The sequence below is a fragment of the Streptomyces sp. 3N207 genome, from assembly GCF_052246355.1.
Classification (GTDB): Bacteria; Actinomycetota; Actinomycetes; order Streptomycetales; family Streptomycetaceae; genus Streptomyces.
In genome coordinates, this window is sequence record NZ_JBQQBV010000010.1 from 18112 (window position 1) to 39308 (window position 21197).

16 protein-coding genes are annotated in these 21197 nt (G+C 70.3%); 1 reads left to right on the forward strand and 15 read right to left on the reverse strand.

Features of this window, described 5'->3' with window-relative positions:
- Positions 1-229 precede the first annotated feature (229 nt).
- Positions 230-3358, forward strand: coding sequence for an isoleucine--tRNA ligase (gene ileS / locus ACTWP9_RS17110; RefSeq protein ID WP_443247034.1), 3129 nt, complete (start codon positions 230-232; stop codon positions 3356-3358).
- Positions 3359-3578: 220 nt separating this feature from the next.
- Here ileS and ACTWP9_RS17115 read toward each other — a convergent pair whose 3' ends face one another.
- From ACTWP9_RS17115 to ACTWP9_RS17185, 15 genes are all read right to left on the reverse strand, one after another.
- Positions 3579-4775, reverse strand: a complete 1197-nt coding sequence (locus ACTWP9_RS17115) for a DivIVA domain-containing protein (protein WP_443247035.1) — start codon at positions 4773-4775, stop codon at positions 3579-3581.
- Positions 4776-4827: 52 nt separating this feature from the next.
- Positions 4828-5112 carry a YggT family protein gene (locus tag ACTWP9_RS17120; protein ID WP_173869241.1) on the reverse strand — a complete coding sequence of 95 codons (285 nt, stop codon included), beginning with the start codon at positions 5110-5112 and terminating at the stop codon, positions 4828-4830.
- A 64-nt stretch (positions 5113-5176) separates the two neighbouring features.
- Positions 5177-5815, reverse strand: a complete 639-nt coding sequence (locus ACTWP9_RS17125; RefSeq protein WP_443247036.1) for a cell division protein SepF — start codon at positions 5813-5815, stop codon at positions 5177-5179.
- A gap of 141 nt (positions 5816-5956) precedes the next feature.
- Positions 5957-6634, reverse strand: a complete 678-nt coding sequence (locus ACTWP9_RS17130; protein ID WP_443247037.1) for a YggS family pyridoxal phosphate-dependent enzyme — start codon at positions 6632-6634, stop codon at positions 5957-5959.
- A 186-nt stretch (positions 6635-6820) separates the two neighbouring features.
- Positions 6821-7552, reverse strand: coding sequence for a peptidoglycan editing factor PgeF (gene pgeF, locus ACTWP9_RS17135; protein ID WP_443247038.1), 732 nt, complete (start codon positions 7550-7552; stop codon positions 6821-6823).
- On the reverse strand, positions 7549-8796 hold the full coding sequence (gene ftsZ, locus ACTWP9_RS17140; protein WP_443247039.1) for a cell division protein FtsZ: 1248 nt from the start codon (positions 8794-8796) through the stop codon (positions 7549-7551). The genes pgeF and ftsZ overlap by 4 nt, the downstream gene beginning before the upstream one ends.
- Before the next feature lie 518 nt (positions 8797-9314).
- On the reverse strand, positions 9315-10277 hold the full coding sequence (locus ACTWP9_RS17145; RefSeq protein ID WP_443247040.1) for a cell division protein FtsQ/DivIB: 963 nt from the start codon (positions 10275-10277) through the stop codon (positions 9315-9317).
- A gap of 38 nt (positions 10278-10315) precedes the next feature.
- Complete coding sequence (gene murG, locus ACTWP9_RS17150) at positions 10316-11410, reverse strand: undecaprenyldiphospho-muramoylpentapeptide beta-N-acetylglucosaminyltransferase (RefSeq protein WP_443247041.1); 1095 nt, start codon at positions 11408-11410, stop codon at positions 10316-10318.
- Positions 11411-11416: 6 nt separating this feature from the next.
- Positions 11417-12814 carry a putative lipid II flippase FtsW gene (gene ftsW, locus ACTWP9_RS17155; protein ID WP_443247042.1) on the reverse strand — a complete coding sequence of 466 codons (1398 nt, stop codon included), beginning with the start codon at positions 12812-12814 and terminating at the stop codon, positions 11417-11419.
- Between the two features lie 48 nt (positions 12815-12862).
- The gene (gene murD / locus ACTWP9_RS17160; RefSeq protein ID WP_443247244.1) at positions 12863-14260 is read right to left on the reverse strand and encodes a UDP-N-acetylmuramoyl-L-alanine--D-glutamate ligase; all 1398 of its coding nucleotides are present in this window, start codon (positions 14258-14260) and stop codon (positions 12863-12865) included.
- A gap of 95 nt (positions 14261-14355) precedes the next feature.
- On the reverse strand, positions 14356-15420 hold the full coding sequence (gene mraY / locus ACTWP9_RS17165) for a phospho-N-acetylmuramoyl-pentapeptide-transferase (RefSeq protein ID WP_443247245.1): 1065 nt from the start codon (positions 15418-15420) through the stop codon (positions 14356-14358).
- 2 nt (positions 15421-15422) lie between these two features.
- Positions 15423-16856 carry a UDP-N-acetylmuramoyl-tripeptide--D-alanyl-D-alanine ligase gene (locus tag ACTWP9_RS17170; RefSeq protein WP_443247043.1) on the reverse strand — a complete coding sequence of 478 codons (1434 nt, stop codon included), beginning with the start codon at positions 16854-16856 and terminating at the stop codon, positions 15423-15425.
- Positions 16853-18709 (reverse strand): UDP-N-acetylmuramoyl-L-alanyl-D-glutamate--2,6-diaminopimelate ligase, encoded by a 1857-nt coding sequence (locus ACTWP9_RS17175; protein WP_443247044.1) that lies wholly within the window; start codon positions 18707-18709, stop codon positions 16853-16855. The genes ACTWP9_RS17170 and ACTWP9_RS17175 overlap by 4 nt, the downstream gene beginning before the upstream one ends.
- 3 nt (positions 18710-18712) lie before the next feature.
- A complete protein-coding gene (locus ACTWP9_RS17180) occupies positions 18713-20797 on the reverse strand; it encodes a peptidoglycan D,D-transpeptidase FtsI family protein (RefSeq protein ID WP_443247045.1) in 2085 nt (694 codons plus the stop codon).
- Positions 20794-21174: a septum formation initiator family protein gene (locus ACTWP9_RS17185; RefSeq protein WP_443247046.1), complete on the reverse strand. Its 381-nt coding sequence runs from the start codon at positions 21172-21174 to the stop codon at positions 20794-20796. Before ACTWP9_RS17185 ends, ACTWP9_RS17180 begins: the two co-directional genes overlap by 4 nt.
- Positions 21175-21197: the final 23 nt, after the last annotated feature.

Here is a 21197-nt window from a genome sequence, read left to right on the forward strand (position 1 = left end):
GCGGCGTGAAGATCACCCCGGAGCCGTCGGAAGAAAACCCGGAAGAAGAGGCTTCCGGGCGAGTAGAACCGGCAGCGCTGCCCCAATGAGGGGACGGTGGGCACGGCCCGCCGTCAAGGAGGGTGGTACCGCGGGTCCGCCGCCGACCAGGCAGGCGAGCTCGTCCCTCCGACGGAAGTGAAGACGCGCAGCATCTTCCCGATATCCGCCGGAGGAAGAAGACCCGCCGATGCAATACAACCAGGTGCCCGCCCAGGTCGACCTGCCCGCGCTGGAGCGCGCCGTGCTCGACTTCTGGCGCGAGAGCAAGGTGTTCGCCCGCAGCCTCGAGATGTCCGAGGGCCGCCCCGAATGGGTCTTCTACGAGGGCCCGCCCACGGCGAACGGCATGCCGGGAGCGCACCACATCGAGGCTCGCGTCTTCAAGGACGTCTTCCCCCGCTTCCGCACCATGCGCGGCTACCACGTGGCCCGTAAGGCCGGCTGGGACTGCCACGGCCTGCCCGTCGAGCTGGCCGTCGAGAAGGAGCTGGGCTTCAACGGCAAGCAGGACATCGAGGACTACGGCATCGCCGAGTTCAACGCCAAGTGCCGCGAGTCGGTGACCCGTCACACCGACGCCTTCGCCGAGCTGACGACCCGGATGGGCTACTGGGTCGACCTGGACGACGCGTACCGCACGATGAACCCCGAGTACATCGAGTCGGTCTGGTGGTCGCTGAAGCAGATCTTCACCAAGGGCCTGCTGGTCCAGGACCACCGCGTCGCCCCCTGGTGCCCCCGCTGCGGCACCGGCCTGTCCGACCACGAGCTCGCGCAGGGCTACGAGACGGTGGTGGACCCCTCGGTCTACGTCCGGATGCCGCTCACCTCAGGACCGCTGGCCGGCGAGGCGTCCCTGATGGCGTGGACGACCACCCCCTGGACGCTGGTCGCCAACCTGGCCGTGGCCACACATCCGGACGTCACCTACGTCGTCGCCTCCGACGGCAAGGACAAGATCATCGTCGCCGAGCCGCTGCTGGACACGGCGCTCGGCGAGGGCTGGCACATCACCGGCGAGCGCTACACGGGCCGCGAGATGAACGGCTGGCACTACCAGCGCCCCTTCGAGCTGGTGGACATCCCGGGCGCCCACTTCGTCGTCAACGACACCTACGTCACCACCGAGGACGGCACCGGCATGGTGCACCTGGCGCCCTTCGGTGAGGACGACTTCCGGGTGGCCCGTGCCAACGGCATCGAGCCGGTCGTGCCCGTCCGCGCCGACGGCACGTTCGAGCCGGACGTGGACCTGGTCGGCGGCCAGTTCTTCAAGAAGGCCGACGAAGCCCTGGTCGCCGACCTGGACACCCGCGGCCTGCTGTTCCGGCACGTGGCCTACGAGCACAGCTACCCCCACTGCTGGCGCTGCCACACGGCCCTCATCTACTACCCCCAGCCGTCCTGGTACATCCGTACGACGCAGATCAAGGAAGCCCTGCTGCGGGAGAACGCGGCGACCAACTGGTTCCCCGACTCGGTCAAGCACGGCCGCTTCGGCGACTGGCTGGACAACAACGTGGACTGGGCGCTGTCCCGCAACCGCTACTGGGGCACCCCGCTGCCCATCTGGCGCTGCGAGGAAGGCCACCTCACCTGCGTCGGCTCGCTGGCCGAGCTGAGCGAGCTGTCCGGCAGCGACCAGTCGCGCCTCGACCCGCACCGCCCCTACATCGACGCGGTCACCTTCGGCTGCCCCGCCGAGGGCTGCACCCTGGAGGCGGCCCGCGTTCCTGAGGTCATCGACGCCTGGTACGACTCGGGCTCCATGCCTTTCGCACAGTGGGGCTACCCGTACAAGAACAAGGAGCTGTTCGAGAAGCGCTACCCGGCGCAGTTCATCTCGGAGGCCATCGACCAGACCCGCGGCTGGTTCTACACGCTGATGGCCGTCGGCACCCTCGTCTTCGACAAGTCGTCGTACGAGAACGTCGTCTGCCTCGGCCACATCCTCGCCGAGGACGGCCGCAAGATGTCCAAGCACCTGGGCAACACTCTCGAACCCATCCCGCTGATGGAACAGCACGGCGCGGACGCGGTGCGCTGGTTCATGGCCGCAGGCGGCTCCCCCTGGGCGGCCCGCCGGGTCGGCCACGGCACCATCCAGGAAGTCGTCCGCAAGACGCTGCTGACGTTCTGGAACACCGTCGCCTTCCAGGCCCTCTACGCCCGTACGGCCGCCTGGGCGCCCTCCGAGTCCGACCCGACGCCGAACCTGCGCCCGCTGCTGGACCGCTGGCTGCTGAGCGAGCTGCACGCACTGATCGACCAGGTCACCCTCGCCATGGACAGCTACGACACCCAGCGCGCGGGCAAGCTGCTGTCCACCTTCGTCGACGACCTGTCCAACTGGTACGTGCGCCGCTCCCGCCGCCGCTTCTGGCAGGGCGACGCCGCAGCGCTGCGTACGCTGCATGACGTGGTCGAGACGGTCACCAAGCTGATGGCGCCGATCACCCCGTTCCTGACCGAACGCGTCTGGCAGGACCTCGTCGTCCCGGTCAGCCCCGGGGCCCCCGACTCGGTCCACCTGGCCTCCTGGCCGCAGGCCGACCTCAGCCGGATCGACCCGGAGCTGTCCCAGGACATGCTGCTGGTCCGCCGGCTGGTGGAGCTGGGCCGCGCCTCGCGCGCCGAGTCCGGAGTCAAGACCCGGCAGCCGCTGTCCCGCGCACTCATCGCGGCGCAGGGCTTCGAGACCCTCTCCCCCGAGATGCGCACCCAGATCACGGAGGAGCTGAACGTCGAGCAGCTCGCCTCCCTCTCGGAGGTCGGCGGCTCGCTCGTCGACACCACGGCCAAGGCCAACTTCCGGGCCCTGGGCCGCCGCTTCGGCAAGGAGACCCAGACCGTCGCCAAGGCCATCGCCGAGGCCGACGCCGCCACGCTGTCGGTGGCCCTGCGCCAGGGCACGGCCACCGTGCAGCTGAACGGCGAGACCGTCGCCCTCAGCCCCGAGGAGGTCATCATCACCGAGACCCCCCGTGAGGGCTGGTCGGTGGCCTCCGACTCCGGAGCCACCGTCGCGCTGGACCTGGAGATCAGCCCCGAGCTCCGGCGGACCGGGCTGGCCCGCGACGCCATCCGGCTCATCCAGGAGGCCCGCAAGAACTCCGGGCTCGATGTCGCCGACCGGATCGAGCTGCGCTGGCAGTCCGGTGACGAGGACGTGGCGCGTGCCCTCGCCGAGCACACCTTCCTGATCGCGGAAGAGGTCCTCGCCGAGGAGTTCGCCCAGGGCGACCCGAACGAGATCGAGGGCCCGGACTTCGAAGACGAGGCTCTGAACCTGAAGTTCCGCCTCCGCAAGCGCTGAGCGCTCCCCGCGAGAGCGGGCCACTCGTCGGGGCACCCCCACCTGTCCGGGTGGGGGTGCCCTTATTTGTCGGGTTTACGGGTGCTCACGAAAGAGGGCGTCCGTTGGAACAGGCGAAACGAATGGGCCGGGCCCGAGAGCGGTGGATGCTCTCGGGCCCGGCCCTGCCCCGGACTCCGTCCGGGAGGTGCCCCACAAGGGGGCGCTCAGCTCGTGCGGATCAGCTTTCGTCCTCGTCGATGAGGAAGCCCCGCATCGGTGAGGGCGCCTGCTGGGCCGCCTGCGGCCCACCCTGCGGCCGCACCGGCGCCATCGGCTGCGTCATGGCAGGCGACATCTGCTGCTGCCCGCCGTAGGACTGCCCGGCACCGCCCTGGGTGTGCGGTCCACCGCCGGGGCCAGCACCGTGGCCGCCCATGGAGTGTCCGTTGCCGCCCATCGACTGGTGCCCGCCCATGGAGCCGCCACCGCTGGTGGCCGCTCCGGCGGGGGCACCGGCCCCGGCCGACGCCATCGACGGCGTGGGCGCGGGCAGCGATGCGGTCGCCGGCGTCCGCGGCGGCGCGAGCGAGTCGTCGGCCTGGTTCTCCAGCTGTCGCAGCTGGCTCTCCAGGTACGACTTCAGCCGCGTGCGGTACTCGCGTTCGAAGCCGCGCAGATCCTCGACCTTGCGCTCCAGCGTGGCGCGGGCGGACTCCAGCGAGCCCATGGCCACGCGGTGCTTCTCCTGCGCGTCCCGCTCCAGCGCGTCGGCCTTGGCGCGCGCGTCCCGCTCCAGGCCCTCGGCGCGGCTGCGTGCCTCGCCGACGATCTTGTTGGCCTCGGAACGGGCCTCCGCGATCGCCTGGTCCGCGGTCTGCTGTGCCAGCGACAGCACGCGGGCCGCGCTGTCGTTGTTCTGGCCGCCGCCGGGCATCTGCGGGCCGCCCTGCGGGCCACCGGGACCCATGGGGCCGCCCTGCTGCGGGCCGGGGCCACCGGGACCCATCGGACCGCCCTGCGGACCCGGGCCACCGGGACCGCCGTGTCCACCGGGGCCGCCGGGGCCGCCGGGGCCCGCGGGGAGCTGTGCCTGTCCGCCGGGAAGCTGCGGCGGGCCGCCCATGCCCTGCTGCTGGGGCGGGACGGGCTGCGGTCCGGATATGGCGGCGGGCACAGGGGCCCCGCCTTGCTGCTGCTGCCTGTCCTGAGGTTCAGGAGGCTTTCGCATGCCGCCCTGTTGCTGTTGCTGGTTCTGCGCGGCCGCGCGTGTGGCCGCAGCCAGCTTGGCGCGCAGGTCCTCGTTCTCGCGCAGCAGCCGGGTCAGCTCGGCTTCGACCTCATCGAGGAAGGCATCGACCTCGTCCTCGTCATAGCCTTCACGCAGACGGACGGTCGTGAACTGCTTGTTCCGCACGTCCTCGGGGGTCAGGGGCATCTCTTCACCTCAACGTAAGTCGTCGGCATATCGGCAAGACCATTCCGATCGTTCACAGCCTGGCCACGACGTTGATCAGGATGTAGACGATGATCATGAGTACGAAGAAGGACAGGTCGAGCGCCACGCCCCCGAAGCGCAGCGGTGGGATGAACCGCCGCAAAAGCTTGAGTGGCGGATCGGTGACAGTGTAGGCGGCCTCCAGAACGACCACCATCGCCTTGCCGGGTTGCCATGAGCGGGCGAACTGGAAGACGTAGTCCATCACCAGCCGGAAGATCAGCACGAGCAGGAAGCAGTACAGCGCGATTTGCACCACGTCCAGTGCGGTTCTCATCTGCGCGTCCCTCTCCCCTGGGGCTCTCGTGCGGCCTTGGCGGCCTGTTCCTGGATCCTGCGTCTCAGCTCTGGTTGAAGAACCCGCCCTCTGCGATGCGGGCCTTGTCCTCCGCCGTGACATCGACGTTAGCAGGAGACAGCAGGAACACCTTCTGCGTCACTCGCTCGATACTGCCGTGCAGACCGAAGACCAGACCAGCCGCAAAGTCGACAAGTCGCTTCGCATCGGTATCGTCCATCTCCGTCAGATTCATGATCACCGGAGTGCCCTCACGGAAGTGTTCCCCGATGGTACGGGCTTCGTTGTAGGTCCGAGGGTGCAACGTGGTGATCCGGTACGGCTCACGTTCGGACACGACCTTGGGCATGATCACCGGGGCACTCTTCTCGACATTCTGGCGTTCAGGTGTGATGGATGACACCGGAGCAATTCTCCCGGCTCGTCCGCTTTCTGCGGCAACCGGAGGGGGCGACTCCGACTCCCGCTCCCGCTGCGCCGGGGGGTGAGCAACCCTCACCGGCTCCTCAGGTTCGGTCTTTTGGAGGGAATGGTGTGATTGTTCCGACTCGTACCGCCGACGGTCACGTTCGGGCTCGGGCTCGGGCTCGAACTCGTCGTCAGGGTCGAATCCCCGGCCGTCGTACCCATCGTCCTCCACGAGGCCGAGGTAGACCGCCATCTTGCGCATCGCGCCGGCCATTCTCTGCGTCCTCCGCTCTGTGGTGGATCGACTCCGCCCCCGTCACCGGTGGCCCTGGGATGATCCACGCAGCCTCTCCGACCGGCCTTTTCCGGCGGAAATGACCATATATTCTGCTGTGGCCCAACTCGCTTCGCGACGTTACCGGAGCCGGGGTCGGTCTCCGAGTACCGCACTGCCGACGCGCACATGTGTCGCACCGGCAAGCACCGCCTCTTCGAGATCCGAACTCATTCCCGCCGACACCATCGTTGCAGCAGGATGCGCCGCTCGCAGGGCGGTTGAGATTTCCCACAGCCGGTCGAAAGCCGCCCGCGGCCGCCCGGCCAGCGGTCCGGTCAGCGGTGCAACGGTCATCACTCCGTCGAGCCGCAGACCTTGGGCAGCTGCCACCGTCTCCGCGAGATCCGTCACACCGTCGGGCGCCACACCGCCGCGCTCCCCCAGCGAGCCTGACTCTGCGTCAAAGGCGACCTGGATCAGACATCCGATCTCTCGCTCCGTACGCACGGCGGCGTTGGAGAGCGCGGTGACGAGCCGGGCACGGTCCACGGAGTGGACAAAGTCGGCATAACCGGCAACGGACCGCGCCTTGTTGGTCTGCAACTGGCCGACGAAGTGCCAGCTGAGCCCGGTGTCCGCACATGCAGCCGCCTTCGGCGCGGCTTCCTGGTCGCGGTTCTCCGCGACATCCCGGACCCCCAGCTCGGCCAGCAGCCGCGCATCGCCGGCGGGATAGGTCTTGGTGACGACGACAAGAGTGACGTCCTCGCGCTTACGCCCCGCCGCGAAACAAGCGCCTGCGATGCGCTCCTCCACCCGGGCGAGGTTCGCGGCCAGCTCGGCCCTGCGCGCCGTCTCAGCGGATTCTGGCGACCCCTGGGACTCTGGAGCCTCGGACCGCCCAGAAGCCTCAGAGGGTCCAGCAGCGGACTCTGCGGACACACTGGACTCACCGGACACCGGGGACTCGGGAGGCTCAGGGAACATCTCTGCCGTCACTTCTCAGCTCGCCTCGATCCAGACATAACTCGCAAGCCTTCCCGTCGTCTTGTCCCGGCGGTACGAGAAATGATCAGCAGACTCGAGCGTGCATACGGAAGACTGTTCGCACCGGGTGACCCCGGCCCGGGCGAGCTGCGCCCGTACCCCGGCGGCCATATCGACGGCGGGCGTTCCCTGCCGGGTCGTCGCGTACGTCTCGGGGACGGCCGCCGCTAGCTCGGCACGCATCTCGTCGGGCACCTCGTAGCACCGGCCGCAGACAGCGGGACCGGTGCGGGCGACGATGCGTCCCGGCTCCGCGCCGAGCCCGGCCATCGCCTCGACCGTCGCACCCACCACACCCGCCAGTACGCCGGGCCGCCCCGCGTGCGCCGCGCCCGCGACTCCCGCGACCGGGTCGGCCAGCAGCACCGGAGTGCAGTCCGCGGTCAGCACCGCGAGCGCAAGTCCCCGGCGCGCGGTCACCACCCCGTCCACGGGTGGCGCGTCCTCACCGAACGGGCGGTCCACGACGGCGACGTCGCGCCCGTGCACCTGATGCATCCAGACCACCTCGTCGGGCGACAGTCCGAGCACCCGCGCGGCCCGCTCCCGGTTGGTCCGTACCGCCTCCGGGTCGTCACCGACCGCGCCGCCGAGATTGAGCTCCTCATACGGAGCGGCGCTCACCCCGCCCCACCTGTCGGTGAAAGCGAAATGCGCGCCGCTGACCGTCTCTTGCGCAGCTATCACTTCAGGAAGTCCGGCACATCCAGCTCTTCCGCCTGACTGTCGTGGTACGGGCGGGCCGGCGGCACCTGCGGGGTGGCGGCCGGAGGCGGCGGCACCTCGCTCACCGGCGCGGGCTCGGGGCGGGGCGGGGCCTCCTCCTCGCGCGGCGGGGCGACCGAGCCGAGACCGCTGAACGAGGGGCGCTCGGGCTCCGGGTCCGCGGAGGTGGCGGACGGCTCGTCCTTGTACGAGGACGGAGCGGAGGAGGCGGCGGACGACGACTGGCCGAGCGCCTTCTCCCCCTTCTTGGAGGGCGGCTGACCGCCGTCGAACCCGGCGGCGATGACGGTGACCCGCACCTCGTCGCCGAGCGCGTCGTCGATGACGGCGCCGAAGATGATGTTCGCCTCGGGGTGGGCCGCCTCGCTCACCAACTGGGCGGCCTCGTTGATCTCGAACAGACCGAGGTCCGAGCCGCCGGAGATGGAGAGCAGCACCCCGCGCGCCCCGTCGATGGACGCCTCCAGCAGCGGCGAGGAGATGGCCATCTCCGCGGCGGCCACCGCGCGGTCGTCGCCGCGGGCCGAGCCGATACCCATGAGCGCCGACCCGGCCTCGGACATCACGGACTTGACGTCCGCGAAGTCGAGGTTGATCAGGCCCGGCGTGGTGATGAGGTCGGTGATGCCCTGGACACCGGAGAGCAGCACCTGGTCCGCCGACTTGAAGGCGTCCAGCACGCTGACCTGACGGTCCGAGATGGACAGCAGCCGGTCGTTCGGAATGACGATCAGGGTGTCGACCTCGTCGCGCAGCCCCGCGATACCGTCCTCGGCCTGGTTGGCCCGGCGACGGCCCTCGAAGGTGAAGGGACGGGTGACGACACCGATGGTGAGGGCGCCGAGCGAGCGGGCGATGTTCGCCACGACGGGCGCGCCACCGGTGCCGGTGCCGCCGCCCTCGCCCGCGGTCACGAAGACCATGTCGGCCCCCTTGAGGACCTCCTCGATCTCCTCGCGGTGGTCCTCGGCGGCCTTGCGGCCGACGTCCGGGTTGGCGCCGGCGCCGAGGCCGCGAGTCAGCTCGCGGCCCACATCGAGCTTGACGTCGGCGTCGCTCATCAACAGGGCTTGCGCGTCAGTGTTGATCGCGATGAACTCGACGCCCTTGAGACCGACCTCGATCATCCGGTTGATGGCGTTCACGCCACCGCCGCCAATACCGACGACCTTGATGACTGCGAGGTAGTTCTGCGGTGCTGCCACGTCGAAGGCCTCTCGCCTCGAGTTACGTATCCCTGTAGGGCGGTTCGAACGCCGACCCGAACCCTAAGTGTGAAGTTTAGGGTTACCAGTGCCTGTCTTACTTGGACTCTTCGCAACGGACACTAAGTCGACAAGTGCTGGGTGTTCAACGAACACGCCGAACCTCCCGTTTTTCTTTTCACCCTATGTGATCAGACCGAGCAGTAGCCATCCAGGGTGCTCACCAGCAGCAATGTCCGTCAACTGGGACAGGTGGCTCCCGGTGAGGACATCAGCCTGATCATGTGTGGCAGCTCGGGTCAACTGACACGGCCACGGAGCGGCGGAGTCCAACCGTTCGCCGAACCCGGCTGGAGGTACGGGGGTTAGGGCTTGTCCTGCGGATCTCGCGTACCCGGCAAGGGGCTGCTCCCCGAAGGGGCGCGGGGAACTGCGCGCCCAGGCACCACACACCCGCAGCCTGCGAACGTCAGGCAGGGGCAGCCCCTCCCCCGCATGGAAATTCGCGCCGGGGGTGGTCAACTTTCCGACGCGGCGGGGGCGCTGGGGGCTGTGACGTCGAAGTGGGTGGCGTTCTTGGCGGCTTTCATCAGGGCCGCCAGCGCCTTGGCCTTCGCCGCGCCGCGCTCCGCGCTTCCCCACCGCACCGTGCGACCCTCCGTCAGCTCCAGAGAGATGTCGTCGTAGGAGCGGACCGTTACGGTGCGGACAGCGCGGTGGACGGAATCGGGGAGTGAGTGCGTGACCCGTGCCGCTTCACGGCGTAGCCGCGCCGCTGAGAAGTACCGCTCGCCCTCCGGTTCCTTCGGTTCCAGCACAAGAAGCGGAACGCCTTTCGGCGGTTTGCCGACTGTGGCGAATCGCACGCCTTCGGAGTCCACTTCCCGGTATTTGCCGGCGCTCTCCAGGAGCAGTTCCGGGCGCCTTTCGGTCACGGTGAGCGTGACGCCGTGCGGCCAGGACCGTTCGGCCGTCACCTCCCGTACGCGCGGCAGCGCCTGGCGTACGCGTTGCTGCACGGCCGCCTTGTCGACGGTGATGAGCGGCGCGCCGGTGGGAACCGCAGCCGCGCGGGAGACCGCGGAGTCGCTCAGCACCCGGGTGCCGGTGACGGAGACGCTCTCGACGCGCAGCCACGGTGAGCCGTACAGGACCCAACTGCCGAAGCCGCCCAGTGGAACGGCGAGGGCGAGCAGCAGGACCAGGATGCGCCGCCATCGCAGTCGCGTCCTGAGCGCTCCCGGGCGCGGCGGGTTCTCCCGGGCGCGGTCGCCGGTCCCGGCGCGCGCTCCGGGGCCGGCGCCGGAGCGGGCGCCGACGCCGGGGCCGGGGCGCCCGCGCTGTTCGGCGCCCCGGCTCCGTGGGCGCGGGGCACCCGCTTCGTCGGATGCCTCGGACTCCCTGGACGCCTTGGGCATCTTGGACGCCTTCGGCTTCTTGGTCGCCTTGACGGCTTTGGCAGCTCTGACCACAAGGACCACCCTGCTTTCTGTGAGCCGCCGCTTCCGCGCCGCGCCTATCAGCCCTGGCGGCGCGCGGCGATCGCCTCGTACACCATGCCGACAAGCAGTTCATCGGCGTCCGGACGGCCGAACTCGGCTGCCGCGCGCGACATGGCGGTGAGGCGCTGCGGGTCGGCGAGGACCGGGAGCACAGTGCTCTGGATCCACTCCGGGGTCAGCTCCGCGTCGTCGACGAGGAGTCCGCCCCCCGCCTTGACGACCGGCTGGGCGTTGAGCCGCTGTTCGCCGTTGCCGATCGGCAGGGGGACGTAGGCGGCGGGCAGCCCGACGGCCGACAGCTCCGCTACGGTCATCGCGCCCGCGCGGCAGAGCATCATGTCGGCCGCGGCGTACGCGAGGTCCATCCGGTCCACATACGGTACCGGCACATAGGGCGGCATTCCGGGCATGTGGTCCGCGTGGGGGAGTTCGTTCTTGGGGCCGACCGCGTGCAGGACCTGGATGCCGGCGCGCTGGAGGTGCGGAACGACCTGCTGGACGACCTCGTTGAGCCGGCGGGCGCCCTGCGAGCCGCCGGAGACCAGCAGCGTCGGCAGGTTGGGAGACAGCCCGAACGAGGCGCGCGCCTCGGGCCGTACGGCAGCGCGGTCGAGGGTCGCGATGGAGCGGCGCAGCGGGATACCGACGTAGCGGGCGCCGCGCAGCTTGCTGTCGGGCGTGGAGACGGCGACACCGTGCGCGTAACGGGAGCCGATCTTGTTGGCGAGTCCCGGGCGGGCGTTGGCCTCGTGCACGACGATCGGCACACCGGCGCGCTTGGCGGCCAGATAGCCGGGCAGCGCCACATAGCCGCCGAAGCCCACCACGCAGTCGGCCTTGGTGTGCTCCAGGATCTGCTCGGCGGCCTTGATGGTGCCGCGCAGCCGCCCGGGCACGGTGATCAGCTCAGGCGTGGGTTTACGCGGCAGCGGAACGGCCGGAATCAGCTCGAGTTGGTAACCGCGCTCCGGCACGAGCCGCGTTTCCAGGCCGCGCTCGGTACCGAGGGCCGTGATCCCCACGGTCGGGTCCTGCCTGCGCAGGGCGTCCGCGAGGGCGAGCGCGGGCTCGATATGGCCGGCGGTCCCCCCACCGGCGAGTACGACGTGCACGCTGTTTCACCGCTCTCCGGACGGCGGCCTTGCGGCGCGCCGTCTCATCGTCTTCTCTCTCTTCCGGCCGGGGGTGCTCCGCGAGCGCAACACCCCTGCCAGCCCTCCCCGGGACGTGCGCTGCCACAGGGCGGGCTGCCGCACGGCCAGGGCAGCGCGTGCTGCCGGGTCGCTGCGCGCGAAGGCGATCAGCAGTCCGACGGCGAACATCGTCGGCAGCAGGGCGGACCCACCATAGGAGAACAGCGGAAGAGGGACTCCGGCGATGGGCAGCAGACCGAGCACCGCACCCACGTTGATCACCGCCTGCGCGATGATCCACGTCGTCACTCCTCCCGCGGCATACCTGACGAAGGGTTCCTCCGTGCGTCCGGCCACGCGGATACCCGCATAGCCTAGAGCCGCGAAGAGTGCGAGTACCGACAGCGTCCCCGCCAGTCCGAGTTCCTCCCCGGTCACGGCGAAGATGAAGTCGGTATGGGGTTCGGGGAGTTGCCCCCATTTTTCCACACTCGCCCCCAGCCCGGAGCCGAACCATCCGCCGGAGGCCAGCGCATAGATTCCGTGCACGGCCTGCCAGCACTGGTCGTCGGCCCCGGGATCGGTGGCACCGATGCAGCCGAGCCGGGACATCCGGTTGGGGCTTGAGGTGACCAGCAGCGCGGCGGCGGTGAGCCCGGCCACGAGTACGCCGGTGAACAGCCGGGTCGGCGCGCCCGCCAGCCACAGCAGTCCGAACAGCACGGCGGCGAGGATGAGCGCGGTGCCCATGTCGCCGCCGAGCATGATGAGCGCGAGCAGCAGCAGCGCCCCGGGCACCAGTGGTACCAGCAGGTGCTTCCACTGGGTGAGCATCTTCCGCTCGCCCTTGCGCGCGAGCAGGTCGGCGCCCCACAGAACGAGGGCCAGCTTGGCGAACTCGCTGGGCTGGAGCTGGAACGGGCCGCCCAGATAGATCCAGTTCTGGTTGCCGTTCACCTCCTGCCCCACCCCGGGGACCTGCACCAGGATCATCAGGAAGACGGAGACGAGGAGCAGCGGATAGGCCAGCGCCCGGTGCAGCCGTACCGGCATCCGGGAGGCGGCCAGCAGCAGCACCGCGCCGAGCGCCGCGGCCACCAACTGCTTGCGGAAGAAGTAGGTGGAGGCCAGTCCGGACTGGAGGGCCTGGATCTGCGAGGCGGAGAAGACCATCACCAGGCCGAGGACGGTGATGAGCAGACTGCCGCCCAAAATCAGGTAGTACGCCGTGAGCGGCCGGTCCCAGGCCCGCTTGGCGCGGGCGTAGAGCCGTTGCGGTGCCGAGGTGCCCTCAGGTGTGCCGGGGTGCCTCGGCAGACGCATGGGCGCGGGCCGACGGCTCGCGCGCCGGGGCGTGGGCGGTTTGGCGGATCGCGCCGTCATCCGTATCCCCTCCGTCTCGCCCGCGTCCTCGGCTGGCGGGGAGCGGGGTCAGTGCTCGCTGTGGCCTGCGGCGGCGGCGAGGGCCCTGACCGCCTCGGCGAACGCGTCGCCGCGTGCGTTGTAGTTGACGAACATGTCCATCGAGGCGCACGCGGGGGCCAGAAGTACGGTATCGCCGGGCTGCGCCAGCGACGTCGCTCGGCGGACGGCCTCCGCCATCGCCCCAGTGTCCGTGCGTTCGATGTCGGCCACGGGAACATCGGGCGCGTGTCGCGCCAGCGCTTCGCCGATCAGCTGCCGGTCGGCGCCCAGCAGCACGACGCCGCGCAGCCGGGGGGCGGATTTGGCGACCAGTTCGCCGAACGTCGCGCCCTTGGCCAGTCCGCCCGCGATCCACACGATCGACTCGTAGGCGGCCAGCGACGCCTCGGCCGCGTGGGTGTTGGTGGCCTTGGAGTCGTCGACGTAGGAAACGCCGCCCACCTCGGCGACGTGGGTGATGCGATGGGCGTCCGGGCTGAAGGCGCGCAGTCCGTCGCGTACGGCCGCGGGCGGTACGCCGAAGGCACGGGCGAGGGCCGCTGCGGCGAGCGCGTTGGCGATGTTGTGCGGCGCCGGGGGATTGATGTCGCCGGTCTCGGCGAGTTCCTGCGCCTGCTGCTGCCGGTCGGGGACGAAGGCCCGGTCGACCAGCACGCCTTCGACCACGCCGAGTTGGGAGGGTGCCGGGGTGCCGAGGGTGAAACCGATGGCGCGGCAGCCCTCGACCACATCGGCGGCCCGCACCAGGTCCTCGGTGCGGGGCTTGCTCTCGTCAGGCGTGTCATCGGCGTTGTAGACGCAGGCGACCTGGTTGCCCTCGTAGATCCGGCCCTTGGCGGCGGCGTACGCCTCCATCGAGCCGTGCCAGTCGAGGTGGTCGGGGGCGAGGTTGAGCACGGCGGCGGAGTGCGGGCGCAGGCTCGGGGCCCAGTGCAGCTGGTAGCTGGACAGCTCGACGGCGAGCACATCGAGGTGGCCGTAGGGCTCCTGTTCCAGGACGACGTCGATGAGGGAGACGCCGATATTGCCGACCGCGGCCGTCCGCAGCCCCGCCGCGCGCAGAATACTGGCGAGCATCTGGACGGTGGTCGTCTTGCCGTTGGTGCCGGTGACGGCGAGCCACGGCGCGGCGTCGGGGCCGCGCAGCCGCCAGGCCAGCTCCACATCGCCCCACACCGGCACGCCCGCCTCGGCCGCCGCGCGGAAGAGGGGGCTGGTGGGCTTGAAACCGGGGGTGGTGACGATCAGCTCGGTGTTCTCGGGGAGCGTACGGTCATCCCCGAGCCGGACCGTCACCCCGAGCGCCTCCAGTTCGGCGGCCTGGCGGCGCGGGCCCTCGCCGTCACCGCCGTTGACGGCCGTGACGCGGGCTCCCAGACGGTGCAGCACCTTGGCCGCCGGCATGCCGCTGACGCCGAGCCCGGCGACGGTGACGTGCTTGCCGGACAGCTCCTCGGAAAGCTCTGTCAGGTTCGTCCGGTCCGCCCTGTTGTCGGAGGTCACTTGCTCGCCGCCCAGCCCGCGTAGAAGATGCCGACGCCGACGATGGCGCACATGCCCTGGATGATCCAGAACCGGACCACCACAAGGACCTCGGACCACCCCTTCAGCTCGAAGTGGTGCTGGAGCGGGGCCATCTTGAAGACCCGCTTCCCGGTGAGCCGGAAGGAGCCGACCTGGATCACGACGGACATGGTGATCAGCACGAACAGTCCGCCGAGGATCGCCAGCAGCAGTTCGGTGCGCGAGCAGATGGCCAGCCCCGCCAGCGCCCCGCCGAGGGCGAGGGAGCCGGTGTCGCCCATGAAGATCTTCGCGGGCGAGGTGTTCCACCACAGGAAGCCGAAGCAGGCGCCCATCAGCGCGGCGGCGACGACAGCCAGGTCGAGCGGATCTCGTACTTCGTAACAGCCGGGTCCTGCGGTGGCGATGTGCGCGCAGGACTCCTGGTACTCCCATACGCAGATGAACACATAGGCGCCAAAGACCATCACCGAGGCGCCGGTCGCCAGACCGTCGAGGCCGTCGGTGAGGTTCACACCGTTGGACATGGCCAGGATCATGAACAGCGCCCAGACCACGAACAGCACGGGCGGCAGCGCCCAGCCGAAGTCCTGGGTGAAGGAGAGCTTGGTGGAGGCGGGCGTGAGCTGACGCGCGTCCTCGAAGCTGAGCGCAAGGAGGGCGAAGGCGATACCGACGATCAGCTGGCCGGCCATCTTCGCCTTGGCGCGCAGACCCAGACTTCGCTGCTTGACGATCTTGATGTAGTCGTCCAGAAAGCCCACCAGGCCCATACCTGCGAACAGGAAGAGCACCAGCACACCGGAGAACGACGGCTGCTCGCCCGTGATCAGCTTGGTCAGCACATAGGCGAGCACGGTGGCCAAGATGAAGGCGATACCGCCCATGGTGGGGGTGCCGCGCTTGCTGTGGTGGTTCTGCGGGCCGTCGTCGCGGATGAACTGGCCGTAGCCGCGCGAGGCGAGCAGTTTGATCAGCAGGGGGGTCCCGATCAGGGACAGGAAGAGTCCGATGACCCCGGAGAAGAGGATCTGCTTCATCGTCATCGGGCGGAGCCCTCACCCTCCCTGGTCCCGTCCTCGAGGAGAGCGGCCGCAACCTTCTCCAGGCCCACCGACCGGGAAGCCTTCACCAGTACGACATCCCCCGCGCGCAGCTGACCGCGCAGCAGGTCGACGGCCGCCTCAGTGCCGGACACATGCACCGACTCCTCACCCCACGAACCCTCGTTCTTGGCACCCATGTCGAGCCAGGCGGCCTCCCGGCCTCCGACTGCCACGAGCTTGCTGACGTTGAGCCGGACGGCGAGCCGTCCGATCGCGTCGTGCTCGGCGAGCGCTTCGTCGCCGAGCTCGGCCATCTCGCCCAGCACCGCCCAGGTCCGGCCCCCCCGGGCCTTCGCCGCCTCCCCCATGGCCGACAGCGCACGGAGCGCGGCCCGCATGGAGTCGGGGTTGGCGTTGTAGGCGTCGTTGACGACCATGACGCCGTCGGCGCGCTCGGTGACCTCCATCCGCCAACGGGAGAGCGTGCTCGCGGAGGAGAGCGCGTCGGCGATGTCCCCAGCGGGCATGCCCAGTTGGTGGGCGACGGCCGCCGCGGCGAGCGCGTTCGACACGTGATGCTCACCGTACAGGCGCATGGTCACATCGCCGCACCCGGTAGGTGTGTGAAGGGTGAAAGCTGGTGTGCCGCGTTCCGTCAAACGCACGTTATCGGCCCGTACGTCCGATTCCGGGGCCTCGCCGAAGAACAGCACCCTGGCCTCGGTACGCGCGGCCATGGCGCGGACGTACGGGTCGTCGGCGTTGAGCACCGCCACTCCCCCGTCGTCCGCCGCCGGAAGCGTCTCCACCATTTCGCCCTTGGCCTGCGCGATCTGCTCACGGCCGCCGAACTCGCCGATGTGCGCCGTGCCGACGTTGAGGACGACGCCGATCCGCGGCGGTGTCAGCTCGGTGAGGTAGCGGATGTGGCCGATGCCGCGGGCGCCCATCTCCAGCACCAGGTGCCGGGTGGTCTCGTCGGCGCGGAGGGCCGTCAGGGGCAGGCCGATCTCGTTGTTCTGCGAGCCTTCCGGCCACACCGTGGGGCCCAGCCGTCCCAGCAGCTGGGCGATGAGGTCCTTGGTGCTGGTCTTGCCGCTGGACCCGGTCAGCGCCACGACCTGGGTGCCGAGCTTTCGCACGGCGTGCCGGGCCAGGGCGCCCAGGGCGCGGGTGACGTCGTCGACGACGATCGCCGGGACGCCGACGGGACGGGTGGCGAGCACGGCGACGGAACCGGAGGCGACGGCGGAGGCGGCGAATTCATGGCCGTCGGCACGCTCACCGGCGAACGCCGCGAAGAGCGTGCCGGGGCCCGCCTCCCGGGAGTCGATCACCACCGGCCCGGTGATCCGCGCTTCCGGGTCGGTTATGTCGTGCTGCCGTCCGCCGGTGAGGGCGGCGATCTCTGCGAGGGAGAGGGGGATCATCGGTTCTGGTTGTCTGTCCGGTGATTCGTGGAGAGGGGGGCGGAAGAGGTCGAGGAGTAGGAGGGAGAGGAAGGGGAGGGTGCCGCCGGTGCGGCGGACGCGGTGGAAGCCTGGGGGTGCGTGTTACTCGCCGCTGGGTGCTCGGCGGCCCGGGCGCGGATGGCGTCGTGCAGGACCTGGACGTCGTCGAAGGGGCGCACCACACCGGCGATGTCCTGGCCCTGTTCGTGGCCCTTGCCCAGGACGAGGATGGTGTCGCCGGGTTCGGCGCGGGCGACGGCGGCCCGGATGGCGGCGGCCCGGTCCTCCTCCAGGATCACGGTGCCTCGCTCATAGGCCGGGACCTCGGCGGCGCCGCCGAGCATGGTGGCGAGGATCGCGAGGGGGTCCTCGGAGCGCGGGTTGTCCGAGGTGAGCACGGCCGTGTCGGACAGCCGGGCGAGCGCGGCGCCCATGGCGGGGCGTTTGTGCGGGTCGCGGTCTCCGCCGCAGCCCAGGACCGCGTGCACGGAGCCCTCGGTGACCTTGCGGACGGCGTAGAGCACGGACTCCACGGCGTCCGGTTTGTGCGCGTAGTCGACGATGGCGAGGTAGTCCTGACCCGCGTCCACCCGCTGCAGCCGGCCGGGGACGCCGGGGACGGCGCCGATACCCTCGGCCGCCGTGTCCGGGTCGAGGCCGGCGGCGACCAGCGCGGTGAGCGCGGCCAGCGCGTTGGCGACGTTGAAGGGCCCGGCGATCGGAGCACTGGCAAGCACCTCCCGGCCGCCGGGTCCCACGGCCGTGAACGTCGAGCCGAGCGGGCCGACCTCCACGTCCTCGGCTCGCCAGTCCGCGTCGGGGTGGCCCTCGGCGGAGAAGCTGGTGACGGGGAAACCTTCTTCCGTCAGCTCGCCCAGCAGCCGGAAGCCGTACTCGTCGTCGAAGTTGACCACTGCGGCCCGCGAGCGCTCCGGGGTGAAGAGCTGCCGCTTGGCCTGGAAGTAGTCCTCCATGTCGGGGTGGAAGTCGAGGTGTTCGGGGCTGAGGTTGTTGAACACCGCGACGTCGAAGACGCAGCCGTCGACCCGGCCGAGGACCAGTGCGTGGCTGGAGACCTCCATCGTCACCGAGCTGACACCGCGCTCGCGCATCACCGCGAAGAGCGCCTGGAGGTCGGTGGCTTCCGGCGTGGTCCGCTCGGACTTGATCCGCTCGTCACCGATCCGCGACTCGACGGTGCCGATCAGCCCGGTCAGTACCCCGTCCTTCTCTGCTGCCTTGCGCAGTCCGCCGTCGACCAGGTAGGCGGTCGTCGTCTTGCCGGAGGTGCCGGTGATGCCGATCTGGAGCAGGTCCTCGCCGGGGGTCCCGTAAATGGTGGCGGCCAGCTGTCCCATCCGGCCGCGCGGGTCGGGCACGGTCAGCACCGGCAGCCCGGTGGCCGCGGCGCGCTCGGTGCCGCCCGGGTCGGTCAGTACGGCGACGGCGCCCAGGCTCTGCGCCTGCTCCACGAAGTCCGCACCATGCAGCCGGGCGCCGGGCAGCGCGGCGTAGATGTCGCCGGGGCGCACGGCACGCGAGTCGTGGGTGATGCCGGTGACGGACGCATCGGCCTCGGGTGCGTCGCCGGCGCCGGACGCCGGAGCGCCGGGCTCGTCGGCATCCAGCAGTCGGGCCAGCTCCGCGAGCGGGACGGGCACGACCCGCGCGGGGCGGGGCGGCCCGGGGAAGGACTCGGTGGAGGTCTGATCAGCTTGTGGCACGGCGGTGAGCGTACCGGGCGGGACGGTCGCGCCGCGAAGCGAGGGGCGCGGCGGCGCTGAGCCCGCGGGGTTGTACGGACTGTCAGTGATCGTTCTCACGTGGTGCATGACTCAGCCGTTCCGGCCCTTCCCCGCGAGCACGGGGAGCCGCGCGGGCTCGGCCCCGGTCGGGGGGATCTGGAGGCTCTTGAGGGAGAACTTCATGACCTTCTTGTAGACGGGACCGCATACGTCGCTGCCGAAGTAGCTGCCCTTCTTCGGGTTCTGGACAGCGCAGTAGACGGTGATCCGCGGCTTGTCGGCGGGCGCGAACCCGGCGAAGGAGGCGGTGTAGCCGTGGTAACGGCCGGTTTTCGGGTCCACCCGGTTGGCCGTACCGGTCTTCCCCGCGACGCGGTAGCCGGGGATCTTGGCCGTGGTTCCGGTGCCCTCCATGTCGGCCACCACCGACTCCAGCATCCTGGCGAGAGTCCTGGCGGTCTTCTCGCTGACGACCCGGCGCTTCTGAGGTTCCTCGGCGGGCTCGTAACGCCCGTCGGGGCCCGTGGTGCCGCGTACGACCGTGGGTTCGATCCGTTCGCCGCCGTTGGCGATGGTGGAGTAGATGGAGGCGGCCTGGACGGCGTTGAGGGAGAGGCCCTGGCCGAAGGGGATCGTGTACTGCTGGGAGGCGCTCCACTTGCCGGGATTCGCCAGCAGGCCGTCCGTCTCGCCGGGGAAGCCCAGCCCGGTGGGCCGGCCGATGCCGAACTTCCGCAGATAGCGGTGGAGGACCTGGTTGGCCTGCCGCTGGGACTTGCCGAGCTGCTCGGTGGCGAGGATGGTGCCGATGTTGCTGGACTTGGCCAGGACACCGTTGAGGGTCAGATGCCAGGTGGGGTGGTCGACGTCGTCGGCGAAGGCACGGTCGGCACGCTTGAGCCGGTTCGGGACGGTGACGGCCGTGGTGGGGGTGGCCTTGCCCTCCTCCAGAACGGCGGCCATCGACATGACCTTGCTGGTGGAGCCGGGCTCGTAGACGTCCTGGACCGCGGGGTTGCCGAAGGAGTCCACTTTCGCGCTGCGGAGGTCGTTCGGGTCGAACCCGGGCGCACTGGCCATGCCGAGCAGCTGGCCGGTCCTGGTGTCCTGGACGATGACGTAGCCGCTGTCGGCGTGCGACTTGGCCACCTGGTCGGAGATGGCCCGCTGCGCGGACCACTGGATGTCCCGGTCCAGCGTGAGCTCTATGTCGGAGCCCGGCCTGGCCGCCTGCTCGCGGACTCCAGCCGTGGGGACCTGGCGGCCGCCGGACTGGGCGTAGGTGATCTTGCCGTTCTCGCCCACCAGCTTGTCGTTCAGCATCGCCTCCAGCCCGGCACCGCCCTTGCCCTCGGAGCTGACGAAGCCGAGTACGCCTGCGGCCAGGTCCTTGTTCGGGTAGACGCGCTTGGCGTGCTTCTCCTGGTAGATCCCGGCCAGCACATTGGGCTTCTCGCCCTTGGGTGCGCCGCTCGCCTCGGCGGCGAGCCGTGCCTTGAGCTTCTTGATCTTCCGCCAGGTCTGCGGGGTCTGCTGGCGGGCGAGCAGCACATAGCGGGTGCCCGGCCGGGAGAGCTTCTCGGCCAGCTCCGCGCGGTCCTTGTCCAGCAGGGGGGCCAGGATCTTGGCGGCCCGCTCGGGGGCGTCCTTGATCTTCGTCTGCTTGGGGCTGAACAGATACGGGTCGGCGGTGATGTCGTAGGCGTCCACGGTGCTCGCCAGCGCGGAGCCGTCCCGGGCCGTGATGGCGCCGCGCTCGGCGGCGAGCGGGACGGTGATGTAGCGGTTGACCGCGGCCTTGTCCGCGAACGCGCTCGCATCGATGGCCTGCACCTGGAGCAGCCGAACGGTGAAGGCCAGGATGACCAGCGTCAGCCCGACGGCGATCAGCCGCAGCCGGGGCCGCGGGTTCACCAGCCGCAGTGGCGCCGACCCGCCGCCCTGCGGGGGACGCCCCCCGCCACCACCACGCCGCGCCGCCGGTGTACCCGATGTCGTACGGGAGGAGGGGGCGGCCGGGCGGATGGGGCGGGGGACGCGGCGCGGGGTGTCCTCCTGGCCGCGCTCGGCGCTGCGGCCCTGGTCCGGCGCCCGGCGAGGGGTCCCGCGCTGGTCCGGCGCCCGGCGGGGGGTCTGGCGGGCGCCGCGGCCCGGCTCGCGGGGGCGCTCGGTCACGGGCCCACCTGCTCGGTGTCCCCGGCGGACGCGCTGTCCGGTTTGCCGCGTACGGTGCCGTCCGGGTGGAGGAAGACGGGGTTGCCGCTGGGGACCAGGCCCTGCTCGCGGGCGCGCTTGGCCAGCTGGTCGGGGGCCGAGTAGCCGTCCACCTCCTGCTGGAGGGCCTGCTGCTGGTCCGTCAGTTCCTCGGTCTCCTTCTCGAGCCGGTCCAGCTGGAAGGAGCCTTTGTTGAGGGAGGCATTCAGCAGCAGCAGAGCCAGCAGCCCGCTGCCCAGCAGCAGGACGACGAGCAGGACGAACGGGGCGCGTGCCGCCGGGGTGTTCCCGGCGGGCATCAGTCTGGCCAGCCGTGCGATGCGCTGCTGTGCGGTCATGTCGCCTCCCTCGTGCGGCGGGC

Coding starts and splice junctions, on each gene's coding strand:
- ileS (WP_443247034.1), top strand. CDS start 230: ATGCAATACAACCAGGTGCCCGCCCAGGTCGACCTGCCCGCGCTGGAG.
- ACTWP9_RS17115 (WP_443247035.1), bottom strand. CDS start 4,775: ATGCCCCTGACCCCCGAGGACGTGCGGAACAAGCAGTTCACGACCGTC.
- ACTWP9_RS17120 (WP_173869241.1), bottom strand. CDS start 5,112: ATGAGAACCGCACTGGACGTGGTGCAAATCGCGCTGTACTGCTTCCTG.
- ACTWP9_RS17125 (WP_443247036.1), bottom strand. CDS start 5,815: ATGGCCGGCGCGATGCGCAAGATGGCGGTCTACCTCGGCCTCGTGGAG.
- ftsW (WP_443247042.1), bottom strand. CDS start 12,814: ATGACGGCGCGATCCGCCAAACCGCCCACGCCCCGGCGCGCGAGCCGT.
- murD (WP_443247244.1), bottom strand. CDS start 14,260: ATGCCGGCGGCCAAGGTGCTGCACCGTCTGGGAGCCCGCGTCACGGCC.
- mraY (WP_443247245.1), bottom strand. CDS start 15,420: ATGAAGCAGATCCTCTTCTCCGGGGTCATCGGACTCTTCCTGTCCCTG.
- ACTWP9_RS17170 (WP_443247043.1), bottom strand. CDS start 16,856: ATGATCCCCCTCTCCCTCGCAGAGATCGCCGCCCTCACCGGCGGACGG.
- ACTWP9_RS17175 (WP_443247044.1), bottom strand. CDS start 18,709: ATGCACCACGTGAGAACGATCACTGACAGTCCGTACAACCCCGCGGGC.
- ACTWP9_RS17185 (WP_443247046.1), bottom strand. CDS start 21,174: ATGACCGCACAGCAGCGCATCGCACGGCTGGCCAGACTGATGCCCGCC.